The sequence below is a fragment of the Magnetovibrio blakemorei genome (genome assembly GCF_001746755.1).
Lineage (GTDB): Bacteria > Pseudomonadota > Alphaproteobacteria > Rhodospirillales > Magnetovibrionaceae > Magnetovibrio > Magnetovibrio blakemorei.
On sequence record NZ_MCGG01000063.1, the window covers coordinates 1 to 13794 of the forward strand.

The 13794-nt window shown below is 54.1% G+C and carries 9 protein-coding genes and 2 pseudogenes; 6 read left to right on the top strand and 5 right to left on the bottom strand.

Annotated elements, in window-relative coordinates:
- Both BEN30_RS14705 and BEN30_RS14710 read right to left on the bottom strand, forming a co-directional pair.
- The coding region (locus BEN30_RS14705; RefSeq protein WP_139135057.1) for a twin-arginine translocation signal domain-containing protein at positions 1–403 on the bottom strand (403 nt) is incomplete at its 3' end.
- A 365-nt stretch (positions 404–768) separates the two neighbouring features.
- Positions 769–1737, bottom strand: coding sequence for a 2-hydroxyacid dehydrogenase (locus BEN30_RS14710; RefSeq protein ID WP_069959088.1), 969 nt, complete (start codon positions 1735–1737; stop codon positions 769–771).
- Positions 1738–2058: 321 nt separating this feature from the next.
- Here BEN30_RS14710 and BEN30_RS14715 point away from each other — a divergent pair, with 321 nt between their 5' ends.
- Positions 2059–4242 carry a malate synthase G gene (locus tag BEN30_RS14715; RefSeq protein WP_069959089.1) on the top strand — a complete coding sequence of 728 codons (2184 nt, stop codon included), beginning with the start codon at positions 2059–2061 and terminating at the stop codon, positions 4240–4242.
- Positions 4243–4634: 392 nt separating this feature from the next.
- On the opposite strand, the pseudogene BEN30_RS14720 reads toward BEN30_RS14715, so the two are convergent.
- Positions 4635–5988: pseudogene (locus BEN30_RS14720) on the bottom strand (transposase).
- 136 nt (positions 5989–6124) lie between these two features.
- Positions 6125–6544 (bottom strand): annotated as a pseudogene (locus tag BEN30_RS14725) (IS30 family transposase); the annotation flags it as partial.
- 126 nt (positions 6545–6670) lie between these two features.
- On the opposite strand from BEN30_RS14725, the gene BEN30_RS14730 reads away from it, so the two are divergent.
- The 5 genes from BEN30_RS14730 (at position 6671) to BEN30_RS14755 (ending at position 13391) form a co-directional block, all read left to right on the top strand.
- Complete coding sequence (locus BEN30_RS14730; RefSeq protein ID WP_069959091.1) at positions 6671–6991, top strand: hypothetical protein; 321 nt, start codon at positions 6671–6673, stop codon at positions 6989–6991.
- Positions 6966–7775, top strand: a complete 810-nt coding sequence (locus tag BEN30_RS14735) for an AAC(3) family N-acetyltransferase (RefSeq protein ID WP_084005617.1) — start codon at positions 6966–6968, stop codon at positions 7773–7775. The genes BEN30_RS14730 and BEN30_RS14735 overlap by 26 nt, the downstream gene beginning before the upstream one ends.
- Positions 7776–7912: 137 nt before the next feature.
- Positions 7913–10336, top strand: a complete 2424-nt coding sequence (locus BEN30_RS14740) for a heavy metal translocating P-type ATPase (RefSeq protein ID WP_069959093.1) — start codon at positions 7913–7915, stop codon at positions 10334–10336.
- A gap of 549 nt (positions 10337–10885) precedes the next feature.
- On the top strand, positions 10886–12169 hold the full coding sequence (locus tag BEN30_RS14750) for a tyrosine-type recombinase/integrase (protein WP_170827079.1): 1284 nt from the start codon (positions 10886–10888) through the stop codon (positions 12167–12169).
- Positions 12170–12278: 109 nt separating this feature from the next.
- Positions 12279–13391 (top strand): Fic family protein, encoded by a 1113-nt coding sequence (locus BEN30_RS14755; protein ID WP_069959096.1) that lies wholly within the window; start codon positions 12279–12281, stop codon positions 13389–13391.
- A gap of 135 nt (positions 13392–13526) precedes the next feature.
- Here BEN30_RS14755 and BEN30_RS18865 read toward each other — a convergent pair.
- Positions 13527–13794 (bottom strand): DUF6626 family protein (locus tag BEN30_RS18865; protein ID WP_211563437.1); only part of this gene is annotated, 268 nt, incomplete at its 5' end.

Here is a 13794-nt window from a genome sequence, read left to right on the forward strand (position 1 = left end):
TCAATTCGTTTGCTGACCAGCCAAAGCACGGACCGGTACCGAACAAAGACGCAACCGGGCTCTTGGAATACCAGTACGCAGCCACAAAGTGTGCAGCATCCAAAACGCCTTTGTGAACAGCAGTCTGCATTTCAGCCGTCTTCACAACGGCATCGACGCCCAACAGTTCGATCTTCATCGAGCCGCCTGCCATCTTATTGACGCGATCAACGTAATCTTGTGCAAATTCGAGGAAAATGCCGCCACCCCAGGCAGCCTGCATCTTAATCACGGTCGCCGCCTTGGCGAGATGCGGTGCAGCAAGAACCGATGCCGCAGCACCCGTTGCCGCAACACCCGTTCCCTTTAAGAACTTACGCCGTGACAGCGCTTTGTCCTGGTTCGTTTCAATCGACTTAGTCATCCTGAGGTCTCCCTTGAAATATCCCGGTTTAATTGACGATCCTGGCCGCCAACAATCTTCTCACCGCAAAACCAAATCCAAGGCAAAACCCGTACATTCATACAGCACACCTGAATCAGACTTGCGTATATCGTTGTGAGAAAACCAAGCAACCTCCCTTTGAAGGCCTCCGTTACACATACTAACCCAATATTTGTGAGAGTAAGGGGAGGCTCTATTATTCCCGCCCGGTTGGACGGCATTCACTGCGTTGACGGTAAAGTGATGACGGTAGAGCGTCAACGCAAACGGTTTGGCTTTCCATGATGTGAAAACCACACTATTTTTCGCATACTATCATATACTTGCAAAAAAATCACGTTCAATTATGCAATCCGGTCCGTGGGTTCACGACCGGCAAAGATCGCGTCCAAATTATCCAACGCGCGAAACCCCATGTCATCGCGCGTTTCGCGGGTTGCACTTCCTAAATGGGGAAGCAAAAAGACATTTTCTAGCTTTAGATACGCGGGATGAATATTTTCTGGTTCGCCATTGAAAACATCCAAGCCAGCCGCATAAACCTTGCCTGACTTCAGGGCTTCAACCAGGGCATCGTCATTCACGACTCCGCCCCGACCCGTGTTCACCACTATCGCCCCATCCGGCAACAGGGCAATCCGTTCATTGTTGAGCAATCCCGTGGTTTGTGGAGTCGCCGGGCAATGGATGGACAAGACGTCGCAATGGGGCAAAAGTTCTTCGACCGTTTCATGGTAGATGGCGCCACATTCCAGATCCGCGCTGAGGCGCGTGCGGTTATAATAATGCACCTCCATGTCAAAGCCCCGGGCGCGCTTCGCGGCAACTTGACCAACACGGCCCATGCCGATCACACCAAAACGTTTGCCCGTCACTTGTGAGCCGATCATGAAGGTGGGCGACCAGTCCTTCCATTCGCGCGCACGCACCATCCGTTCGCCTTCACTGGCGCGCCGGGCGGCACCCAGCATCAACAAAATGGCAATTTCCGCCGTCGCATCACTGAGCACGTCCGGGGTATTGGTGACGATCAGTCCCTTGGCCTTTGCGGCGTCAAGGTCAACATGATCGTAGCCCACCGAAAAATTAGCGATGGCGCGCACATTGTCGGGCAATCTAGCAATCACATCAGCCGTGAATTTTTCCGTGTGACAGGGCAAAATAGCGTCTGCCTTGGCGGACATCGCAATGATTTCATCCGCTGTATAGAGCCGATCATCTGGATTGAGAATCGGCTGATAATCGCGGCGCAGGCGCGCTTCGACAGCATCCGGTAATTTGCGTGTGACGAGAATGACAGGTGTGTCGGTCATGGTAGATATCCTCAAGATCGCTATAATCGCTTGTGTCGTTTTGGGTGTCGTTTCGACAGATTTTGACGCTTGCACGCCGGTTTCCTTAATGTGGAACCTTTCGATCATACCGCCAACAAAAACGATCCGGCCATGTATTTTCACACGATCACTTCCACATTGTGGAAAAGTGTTCCGTTTTCAATTGATGACGTTTGCGCCCAAGGGCAAGAGCACCATAATTAAGGGGTCGGCGCATTCAAATGTCCGACTTGCCCGCCCGACTGTCCTTAAAGGCATAAAGCGGGGACCTCCCCAACGTCAGATCAAAAGGCCAAAACGATGACGGATCGGATTACTCACGGTGACCTGCGGATCGCCCCCGCCCTTTATACGTTCGCGAACACCGAAGTCCTCCCCGGCACTGGCATTTCGGCCGACACATTTTGGGATGGCTTTGATGCCTTGATCAAGGACTTGGGTCCCCGCAACGCAGCGCTGCTGGCGAAACGAGAGCATCTGCAAACGCAAATCGACCAATGGCACATTGAGCGTAAGGGCCAGCCTTTCGATGGGGGGGCTTACCAACAATACCTCCACACCATCGGCTACCTGTTGCCCGAAGGCGAAGATTTCCAAATCGAAACCCACAATGCGGATGAAGAAATCGCCACCATCGCGGGACCGCAATTGGTGGTGCCGGTGACCAACGCGCGCTTTGCCCTGAACGCCGCAAATGCGCGGTGGGGGAGCCTCTTTGATGCCCTCTACGGCACCAATGCCATCGCCAATGAGGGTTATCTTAAAATAGGGGCTGCCTTAAACCCTGAGCGCTCCCGCGCCGTATTCGACTTTGCCGATAAGTTCCTCGACGACGCCGTTCCGCTGGCCCAAGGCCGCCATACGGATGTGACGTCATACGATGTGACAGAAGACGGAGGGCGCGCCACCCTCTCCATCACACTCACCGATGGCACGACCCCTCCACTTGCCGACCCAACTCAATTCAAAGGGTTCAGCCGCAAGAATGACGTTTTGACGATTTTGCTCGTCAACAACGGCCTGCACATTGAAGTGCGGGTCAATGCCGCCCATCCGGTCGGCCAACTCCACTCTGCACACGTGAGCGATGTGGTCTTGGAATCGGCGCTTTCGACCATTCAAGACTGTGAAGATTCCGTCGCCGCCGTCGATGCCGAAGATAAAGTCGGCGCGTATCGCAACTGGCTGGGCTTGATGAGGGGCGATTTACAAGAAACCTTCACCAAAGGCGGCAAGACCATTGTGCGCAGTCTCAACGCAGATCGAAGCTACAGCGCTCCGGATGGCACAGAACTGACCTTGCACGGACGCAGTCTGCTTCTGGTGCGCAACGTTGGGCATCTGATGACCAGCGATGCGGTGCTCGATCAACACGGCAACGAAGTTCCGGAAGGCTTTCTCGACGCACTGTTCACCAGCGCCTGCGCGCTCCACGACTTAAAAGGGTTAGGCCCGCTCAGAAACAGCCGCACGGGCAGCATCTACATCGTCAAACCCAAGATGCACGGCCCCGAAGAGGTCGCCTTCGCCAATGACCTGTTCGCGCGCGTCGAAACCATCCTAGGCCTACCCACCGCTACCATCAAAATGGGCATCATGGATGAAGAACGCCGCACCACGGTCAATTTAAAAGCCTGCATCCGTGCCGCCAAAACACGGGTGATGTTCATCAACACCGGTTTCTTGGACCGCACCGGCGATGAAATTCATACCTCCATGGAAGCTGGCCCCATGGTGCCCAAGGACGCCATGAAAGCACAGCCGTGGATTCAGGCCTACGAAAACTGGAACGTCGACATTGGCCTGCAAACCGGATTCCGCGGCAAGGCGCAAATCGGCAAAGGCATGTGGGCCATGCCCGACGAAATGGCACGCATGGTCGAAACCAAGCAGGTCCACCCCCAAGCTGGGGCCAACACGGCCTGGGTGCCGTCACCCACTGCGGCGACGCTGCATGCCATGCACTACCACTACACCGATGTGACTGAGCGCCAAGATGAAATCGCCAACCGCCCGCGCGCCCAACTCAGCGACATTCTCACCATTCCGCTGCTGGGGGGGCGCAACCTGTCCCCGCAAGAAATTCAAGATGAACTGGACAACAACACCCAGGGCATCTTGGGCTATGTGGTGCGGTGGATCGATCAAGGCGTGGGGTGTTCAAAAGTGCCAGACATCCACAACATCGGCCTCATGGAAGACCGCGCCACGTTGCGCATTTCCAGCCAACATCTGGCCAACTGGCTGCACCACGGCATCTGCACCAAAGATCAAGTGACCAGCACGCTGAAGCGCATGGCCGAAGTGGTCGACAAACAAAATGCCAATGATCAGCTCTATAAAAACATGGCGCCAAACTTTGAAACCTCAATCGCTTTTCAAGCCGCTCAAGACCTGATTTTCAAAGGCCGCGCGCAACCCAGCGGCTACACCGAACCCCTGCTGCACGACTGGCGCAAAAAGGCCAAAGCCGCTGCGGGCTGAAGCGAGTTGCATCAATGAAAACGCTATGAATCGGCGTTCATATCATGAAAGACTGTGAGACGCTTCACGAACCTTCTTCGTCGATGCGTCAATCATCGCCCTGCCGCTGATGGTCGATCAGACTGTTTTGGGCACATTTGTTGTGCAGAGCCCCCTACACCGCCGGGCATCAGCGCCGCGTCGCGAAACTGGCCATGGCGGATGTGGTGAAGCGTTGTGATACATTCTTGTGTCGGACCAACCACGTCTTGGTTAGACTAACCTTGAATATGGCCATGAAACCAAACAAACACTGATGTCCGCTTACGCCCGATTGTGTTGAAAAACCCGCCAGTCCCGGCGCGTCAATTTACTTTTTGATCTGTTTTCACAGTGATTGCACAGTCGCCCGATCAGCTTGCCGGTTCGGGCTGTACCATGGGGATCAGATTTGCGAGTTTTCTGAGGTTTTGGGCGGTGGCTGCGAGAAGAAATTTGTCTCGCGCGCCTGCGGGGCCGCGCAATCTGAGACGATCCAGCCTGAGAATGCGCTTGAGGTGGGCAAACAGCATCTCAACTTTCTTGCGTTGCCTGCGTGAGACGACATAGGCCTCAGTCTTGGCAATGTCCCAGGCCAGATCGCGAGCACCTTCATAGATAGAACGCGGCACTTTGCGTGATGGCCCATTTGGACAACAGCGCGGTTTCATCGGGCAGGGATCACAATCATGCTTGCTGGCGCGGTACAACAGGGTCGCTCCTTCGTTCACCAACGTGCCCTTGGTGTTCAGGGTTTTGCCTTCGGTGCAGACATAGGCGTCGGTATCGTGATCATAATGGAAGTTGTCACGGGATAACGTACCGTCTCAGCGCGCTGATTTGTCAAACACCGGAATGTGTGGCTCGATGCCCTGCTCGTGCACCAGTCAGGACGATGTCTCGGCAGAACCATACGCCGTGTCGGCGGCGAGGCGCGCGGGTTCCAGGCCGAAGGTTTGCGCCGTACGTTCGATCATCGTCTTGGTTGCCTCGACTTCAGCCTGCCGGATTGCCATCGAGGCTTCCACATCCACGATAACCGCATGATCCAGATCAATGAGGTTTGGTCGAATAGGCGAAAAAGGCTTGCCCTCCATAAGCAGCTGTCCAGCGGGCTGCAGGGTCAGCCGGAGACAGGAACTTCGGTGTAACCTTGGTTGCACTACCGAAAGCAGCATCATCAAGGACCTCAATGTATTCGCGCACAGCCCGCGACGGCGACAGTGAGGCGTGCCCTTCCGTTCCGGGAACGCCGCGCTGGCGATTGGCATCCGCTTTGATCAGGCTGGCATCAACAGCGAACCCTTCACCACCGATAAATCCCTCTTCCAGACAACGGCGAACCGTCTCTTCAAAAACATGGCGCAGCACATCGCTGTCACGGAAACGGCCATGGCGGTTCTTCGAAAACGTTGAATGGTTGGGAACCTCGCCTTCCAGGCCAAGACGGCAGAACCAGCGATAAGCCAGGTTCAGATGGACCTCTTCACATAGACGACACTCCGAACGAATACCGAAGCAATAGCCGACGATCAGCATACGGATCATCAGTTCAGGATCAACGGACGGACGGCCAGTGGAACTGTAGTAATCGCGTAAATGTTCGCGCACATCAGACAGAGCAACAAAACGGTCGATAGAGCGCAGAAGATGATCGTCGGGGACGTGTTGCTCAAGGCTGAAACCGTAAAACAACGCCTCTTGTCCCGTAAGTCGCTCGCCCATCATCACCATATCTCCCTGACCAATTCTAATGGAATGAATCAGGGTACAGCGATAATCTCAAGCAAGAGTTTTTCAACAAAGTCGACCCAAAGAAGACATTCAAATTTTTTCAAAATGCCGTTAAAAAAATAAGGTGGATTCATACGCCAAGTGCAAAGTTTGATTTGAACGATATTTCTACATCGATCCCGAGTTCCTTCATGATGGCTTGAGTCGGTGTTTTAAAACCAAGGCACTTTCGTGGCGTGAGGTTGTGGGTCAGCAAGATGTCCTGTAACTCTTCGTCAGAGACGTTTCTCAAGTCCCGTTTTCTCGGCAAATCACGTCGGAGCCGTCCGTTCATATTTTCCACCGCGCCTTTCTGCCAAGATGAATAGGCATCACAGAACCATGTCGCCATTTTCAGAGCTTCGCCCAACATGGCGTGGCGCGCGAATGTGGATTCATTATCGAACGTAATAGACTTGCGCAGTTTAGGGTCCAAGCGGCGAAAGGCCTCCATGATTGCCTTGGCCGTGCCTTCGGCGAATTTTCTGGCCAGTTTGGCGGCGATCACGAAACGGCTTTTGCGTTATTTCAACACCAACACGGGCTGGGTGCGGTTGCCAATGATGAGAATGCATACTGGCTCGTTGCTTCCTTAAAAGATCGCTACGCCAATCATGGTGTCGTAACGTCTCTTCTTATGATCAAAGAAGGCAAAACATTGCGCATAGATGACTGGTTGTCGAGTTGTCGCGTTTTTTCACGCACGCTTGAACACTTTATGTTCAATCAGGTTTTAAAGCTCGCACCCACGCTTGGTGTTGAGTGCATTATCGGAGAATTTGTGCCGACTGAGCGCAACTCGGTATTCAAAAATTTATACCCCCAGTTGGGTTTTCAGTCAGATGACAAAACAGGCCAATGGTGGCGTTTTGAAATTTCCGATCAAAATAAGATGCAAAAATCATACGTGACGGAAGAAGGCGATCCCGGCAATGAGTATCCGCAACAGAACCTATAATGCCGACGATGTGACATGGGCACTCCGTCAGGCTGGCGTTGTTGAAGGCGATGTCTTGTTCTCTCACATCTCTCTTGGTTCCTTAGGCTTGCCCCAAAACTGCAGGAACACCGAAGAATGTTGTCATCAATTGCTTAAAGGCATTCGCGCAGCCATTGGCTCCACCGGAACGTTTATGGTTCCGACCTATACATACAGTTTTACCAAAGATAAAAAATTTGACCCGGCGACAACACCTTCTGATATCGGTCCCTTTACAGAATTTTTCCGCACCAATCCTGGGGTTGTGCGCTCATTGGAGCCGATGTTTTCAGTTGCCGCCCAAGGCCCATTAGCAGAAGAGCTTCTCCGTGACTTACCGAAGACAAGCTTTGGTCCAGATTGCGTCTATGACCGTATGTGGACCAAAAATGCTGTCATCGCGAATATAGGGCTAACGATTGAGTACTTAACATTTCTCCATTACGTCGAGCGAGAATTAGAGGTTTCATATCGTTATGATAAACCATTTGAAGGGTACGTCCTGAGCCATGGAAAATGGGAACGGCTCACGTGGTATTACTTTGTGCGTATATACAAGGAAAACACGAAGCCTGATTTAAAAGAATTCAGAAGCCGTTCTCGTGCAGAAAACCTGCTGAAGCCTGCAGACCTTGGAAAAGGTTTTGTCGAAGCCATGCGCTGTCGCGACATTAAGTCTCTTGTTACACGTATGCTGGATGAAGACCCATGGTCATTTATCCAAGGCCCAAAGTTTGACATTCGCGATGAAATGAAAACATAGCGGTCGCGTCCAATCTATAGAGCCTGGACATTTTCCGCCTGAGAAGATGGTCAGTGTGATCACCATAACCAAGACTTGACCTTCCAGTGACGGAAAGGCTTATGAATAAGCCTCCACTATAGTGTAAGGTTTTAAGCATGCAGGATAAACGCCCCTCTGCGGTGCCAGCCAATGGCGCAATCGCTTCACAGATCACGTTGCCGATCGAAGGCATGACTTGTGCATCCTGTTCGGCGCGCATTGAGCGTCAATTGATCAAGTTGGAAGGTGTCGAAAGCGCCGTGGTTAATTTGGCTGCGGAGACTGCAGACGTGCGTTTTGATGCTGCCAACATCAGTGCCGAGGACATCAAGCGTACCATTGAAAAAACGGGTTTTTCGGTTCCCGAACGCCTCATCGAACTCAGCGTCGAGGGCATGACCTGTGCATCTTGTGTGGCGCGGGTGGAAAAGGCCGTGAAGCAGGTTGGCGGAGTCACGGACGCCTTCGTTAACCTGGCCGATGAACGCGCTCAGGTGACGGTCAGCAGCGCCCGTGCCGCTGACATTGTGCGCGCCATCGAGAAGACTGGTTTCAAAGCCGCCGTGATTGAAAACGTCGAAGCGTTTGGGACCGAGGACGATCACAGGGCCTCGATCAAGTTGGAAGGCGACTTGACCAACATGCTGTTCTCCGCCGCTTTGACCGCACCATTGTGGGCGCAGATGTTTCTCGGCTGGTTGGGCGTGCACTGGATGATGGGCCCTATCGCTCAACTGGTTCTGGCGAGCGCCGTGCAATTCAGCGCCGGCTTCCGCTTTTATGCTCCGGCATGGAAGGCTCTGCGCGCGGGCAGTGGCAATATGGACCTGCTGGTGGTTCTCGGCACTTCGGCGGCCTGGGGGCTGAGCGCCTGGCGAGCGGTCCTGCATGGGACCAACGACAACTTGTACTTCGAAGGTTCGGCCACGGTGATCACCCTGATCCTCTTTGGCCGATTTTTGGAAAGCCGGGCCAAGCGCGGCACCACCGGGGCGATCCGCGCCTTGATGAAACTGCGTCCCGAAACCGCCCGTGTGGTGAGCGCGGATGGCAAGGAAGTCGAAGTTCCCGCAAGCTCCGTATCCAGCGGAGACACGGTGATTATCCGCCCCGGTGAACGCGTCCCCGTGGATGGTGAGGTGCTGGACGGCGACACCTACATGGATGAAAGCCTGCTCACCGGGGAAAGCCTCCCGGTGCACAAAACCGCGGGCGACATGGTCACCGGCGGTGCCATCAATGCGGGGGGGATGATCCGGATCAAGGCCACGCGCGTTGGCCAGCAAAGCACACTGGCGGGAATCATTCAGCTGATTCAAAACGCCCAGGCGTCCAAAGCTCCGGTACAGCGCTTGGTCGACAAAATAGCCGCCGTCTTCGTTCCAATCGTGGTGTTGATTGCCCTGGTGACATGGGCGGCCTGGTGGCTGGCGGGGGCGGGCTGGGAAGTTGGCCTTATAAACGCGGTGACCGTGTTGGTGATTGCTTGCCCCTGTGCACTGGGGTTGGCCACACCGACCGCCATCATGGTTGGTACCGGCGTCGCCGCGCGGCACGGCATCTTGATCAAGGATGCCGAAGCCCTGGAACTTGCCCATAAAGCCGACACCGTGGTGTTCGACAAAACCGGCACCTTGACCGAAGGCAAACCACGTGTGGTGGATATTCACACCCAACACGGCAGCGTGGCAAAGATTCTGAAAGCCGCCGCCAGTGTCCAGCACGGCAGCGAACATCCGTTGGCCCGCGCGGTGCTGGCCCGCGCCGAGACCGACGCCATTGCGCTTTCAGCCATACAAGAATTCAAGGCCGTGCCGGGCAAAGGCGTTGAAGCCAAAGTGGCGCGCAGTTGGGTTCGCATTGGCAACCGCCCCTATATGGTCGACCACAACATCAACACCGCCCCCCTGGAAGAGGATGCACAGGCCCTGGAGGCTGATGGCAACACCGTGATGTGGGTTGCCCAGGGGAAAAATTTGTTGGGCTTTATTGCCGTGGGAGATGTCGAAAAAGCCGACGCGCGCGAGGCCGTCTCGACCCTCAGGGAGATGGGCTTGAAGACGGTGATGTTGACCGGCGACAACCACCGCACCGCCATGGCCATCGCCAAAAGGCTCGGCCTGACGGATGTGGTTGCCGAAGTTCTGCCCGACGGAAAAGCCCGCGAAGTGGAGCGTTTGCAGAAACAAGGCCGCATCGTCGCCATGGTCGGAGATGGCGTCAACGATGCGCCGGCATTGGCCCAGGCGAACGTCGGCATTGCCATGGGCGGCGGCACCGACGTGGCGATGCACACGGCGTCGATAACCTTAATGCGGGGCGCGCCCCAACTGGTGGCGGGGGCCCTTGGCGTGTCGCATGCGACCGTCATAAAAATTCGCCAGAACTTATTTTGGGCCTTTTTCTACAACGTCATCGCCTTGCCGTTGGCCGCGGGGGGCTGGCTCAGCCCGGCCATGGCGGGGACTGCAATGGCGCTGAGCAGCGTGTCGGTGGTGAGCAATTCGCTTTTGCTGAAACGCTGGAAACCGGGAGCTTGAGATAAAAATCGGCACCGTTGCAATAACAGCACGTTCTGCTTTTTCACTTTTTCATCATATCAAATTGACCGGCAGCACCCGCGTAGATCGCCTTGGGCACGCGATCTAGGTTGAGGCTCAAACCAATCGCTGCACAGTGAATCGAGCAGGTTCCGGGTATGGCTGAGAAACCGCCTACGTGTATCAGGACGTCTTTCAAGGGGGCGTCACGCCCCAACTGAAACAAACAACAAAAACAATATGCTTCCCAGCTCCAAGACAAAAGCCCAAGAACTGTTATGTTCTCGGGCTTTATTGTGGCTGGGGAACCTGGACTCAAACCAGCGCTCATCACCAATTTTTCAGATTTTAGCTTTTTACCTATTCCCATTCACCTAGATTTTTACCATCATAATTGTCTGAAAATTATAGTTTTTATGATAATAACACCCTTAATGGCTCTCAGATCCTCTCAGAGCCATTTTCAACAACCGCGTATAATTTGCTTCCCAATTGCTTCCCAGAATATACTATGATCACACACCTTGATGTGAGGATGCCGGGATGAGTATGAGCACCAAAGTCCACCTGACCAAATCCATGGTCAAAGGGGCACTTTCCTATGATCGCGAATACTTTCTATGGGATACCGACGTAAATGGTTTCGGTCTCAGGGTGCGCCCTGGAGGATCTCGGCGCTATGTCTACTTCTACAGGCCATGGCAGGGCAAACAGCGCCGCATGACCATCGGCGATGCTGACGGCATGACGTTAGAGGACGCCCGCACCATCGCCACCAAGCTTGCTGGGCGCGTGGCTGATGGTGAAGACCCGGCCCAAAGCAAACGCGTTCTAAAAGCGGAAATGGCTGCTGCGGCCCTTGAAATCGAAGCTGGCATTTCCCCAGAGGCCGAGAGGACCTTCGGCGAGCTCGCCGATCTCATGATGAAACGCCGAGACGATTTCGCGGCCAGTACACGCGACAACTATACGCGTTGGATTCGCCTCTACATCAAACCACACCTTGGGGACATCAAGGCGGACGCCATTCAAACGTCAGACATGCAAAAAATGATCGATGCCGTCAAAGGCCAGCACCCGACCACAGCACGACGTCTTCGCGATGTCTGCGCGGCCGTCATCAAATGGGCATCCGAAACTGAAGACTGGGGGACATTCTTCCGAAACCCCGAGTTACCGAACCCGACAAAACGACTAAAGGTCCCTTCCCCCAATCTAGTGGAAAACGCCATGGAGGTGGGCGACGTCAAAATCGTTTGGCGGGTTCTGGGAGATCTTGAAGCAAAATGTACGGATGATGTCCGCAGTGAAGCGCTCGCCCTTATCCGCATGGCCCTGCTGACTGGCGCACGCAAAGACGAGCTTCGATTGTTAAAACCCCATCATGTGGACCTGATCCGAGGTACCATCACCCTACAACGCCACGAGCATAAGACCGGCAAACAGATCAAACGCGGTTCAGGGGCTAAAATCATCGTGTTACCCGCTGCGGCAATCGAGGTCATCCAGTCCCGAGTTCAGGACAAGGAACGCCGTTATGTTTTCCACGGAAAAAAGCGGTCAACGGCCATGGGCGCAGGACAACCATGGAAAACGTGGCAAAGCGTTCTTACGGAGGCCCGAAAAGATCAAGTCTTCCGCAAGGGCACGATCCGTTTTCATGACATTCGCCATTCCTTCGCCTCCATCGGCTTATCACAGGGTCTCGGACTCACCGAGATCGGCGCCCTCCTCGGTCATACGGACTACCGCACGACAGAACGCTATGCGCACCACTCAGATGATTCGAGGCATGCTGCCGCGGCAAAAGTGGCTGATGTTATTTTAACCTGAGAAGCCTCGCGCCTATGCCATATTGATACTTTTCAACTGAGTGATATCAATGCTTTTATAACTCATATAAATGCGTTATTGTGAGTTATAGAAAGGGCCGTTATCACTCATGACTTGGAACTGGCGAGATAAAGACTGGCCGCATTTTCGCTGGGATGCCGCAGCGCTTGAGAAGCTTGAACAGAGCTTCCTGCATCAAGCTGGGGTGGTTTCGGGCTGCCTGAAACACATGAGCGAGGACGAAAATTCCAGCTTAACCGTTGAACTCATCAGCACCGAAGCGGTCAAGACCTCAGAAATCGAGGGAGATATTTTAGACCGAGATTCCGTTCAATCCTCGGTACGGCGCAATTTCGGCTTGGACACGGATGCGCGACGCATTGCTCCCGCCGAACGCGGCATCGCCGATATGATGGTTGATCTATATCGGTCTTTTGATCGAGCATTGGACCATAAGCAACTCTATACGTGGCACAAAATGCTAACCAGCGGACGACGGGACTTGCACGATATCGGCCGCTATCGCACCCATGAAGAGGCCATGCAGGTGGTGTCAGGCTATGCCCACAATCCCAAAGTTCACTTCGAAGCCCCGCCGTCACAGAGCATGACGGCAGAGATGAGCCGTTTCATTGATTGGTACAACGCCACCGCACCTAAAGGTCCTCAATCGCTCACACCCTTGGCCCGCGCCGGTGTCGCACATTTGTATTTTGTCAGCATTCATCCGTTTGAAGACGGCAATGGTCGGGTTGGACGCGCACTCTCGGAAAAGGCTTTGTCCCAAGGGCTGGGACATCCCACCTTGCTTGCCATGTCGCAGACCATTCAAGCTGGACGGAAAACGTACTACCAGATGCTGGAGCAAAATAATCGAAGTCTCGATATCACAGCATGGCTAATCTACTTTGCCGAAACCGTACTTGATGCGCAAAAGGCAACGCAGGAACTCATCGACTTCCTGATCGCAAAAACGCGCCTGTACGATCGGTTGCGCGGCCATCTGAATGATCGTCAGACCAAAGTTCTAGAGCGCATGTTCCGCGAAGGCCCCGATGGATTTAAAGGCGGCATGAGCGCCGAAAAGTACATCGCCCTCACCGGCACATCGCGCGCCACCGCCACAAGAGACCTTGCCGACCTCGTGCAAAACGACGCCCTAACACGCACAGGAGAACGCAAGCACACGCGGTATTGGCTCAACATCAAAAGTGCTTTGTGATTGCCTACTCGCATTTCAGTGGAGATTCATCACTAAAGCTTGTGCGGATCATCTTTAATCTGCTTTTTGATCGCAAGATGCGTTGCCTCGCATGTTCTCACCTCGTGACTGCCTTTGACGGCAACAATAATATTTCTACGCCCACGTGCCTGCTGAGCTTGCCCGTAGGCCTTCAGCGTGCGTTTTGAACGATGCCCCATGAGAATACCAAAGCACCGCCTTGTCGCCGTGCTTGTTTGCGTGCAGCTCATCACCAAGCCCATATAGCTTCACCATCAACGTGCTTAAAGCTTCAATGCTGGCGTTCCGGCGGCTGGATTTGATAGTGGCATAATACCTAGGGCTCTTATGAAGCCACTGGCTTGAAAAGTCTTCCTGCGAAGTCGTTAGCTGGTTTTCGATT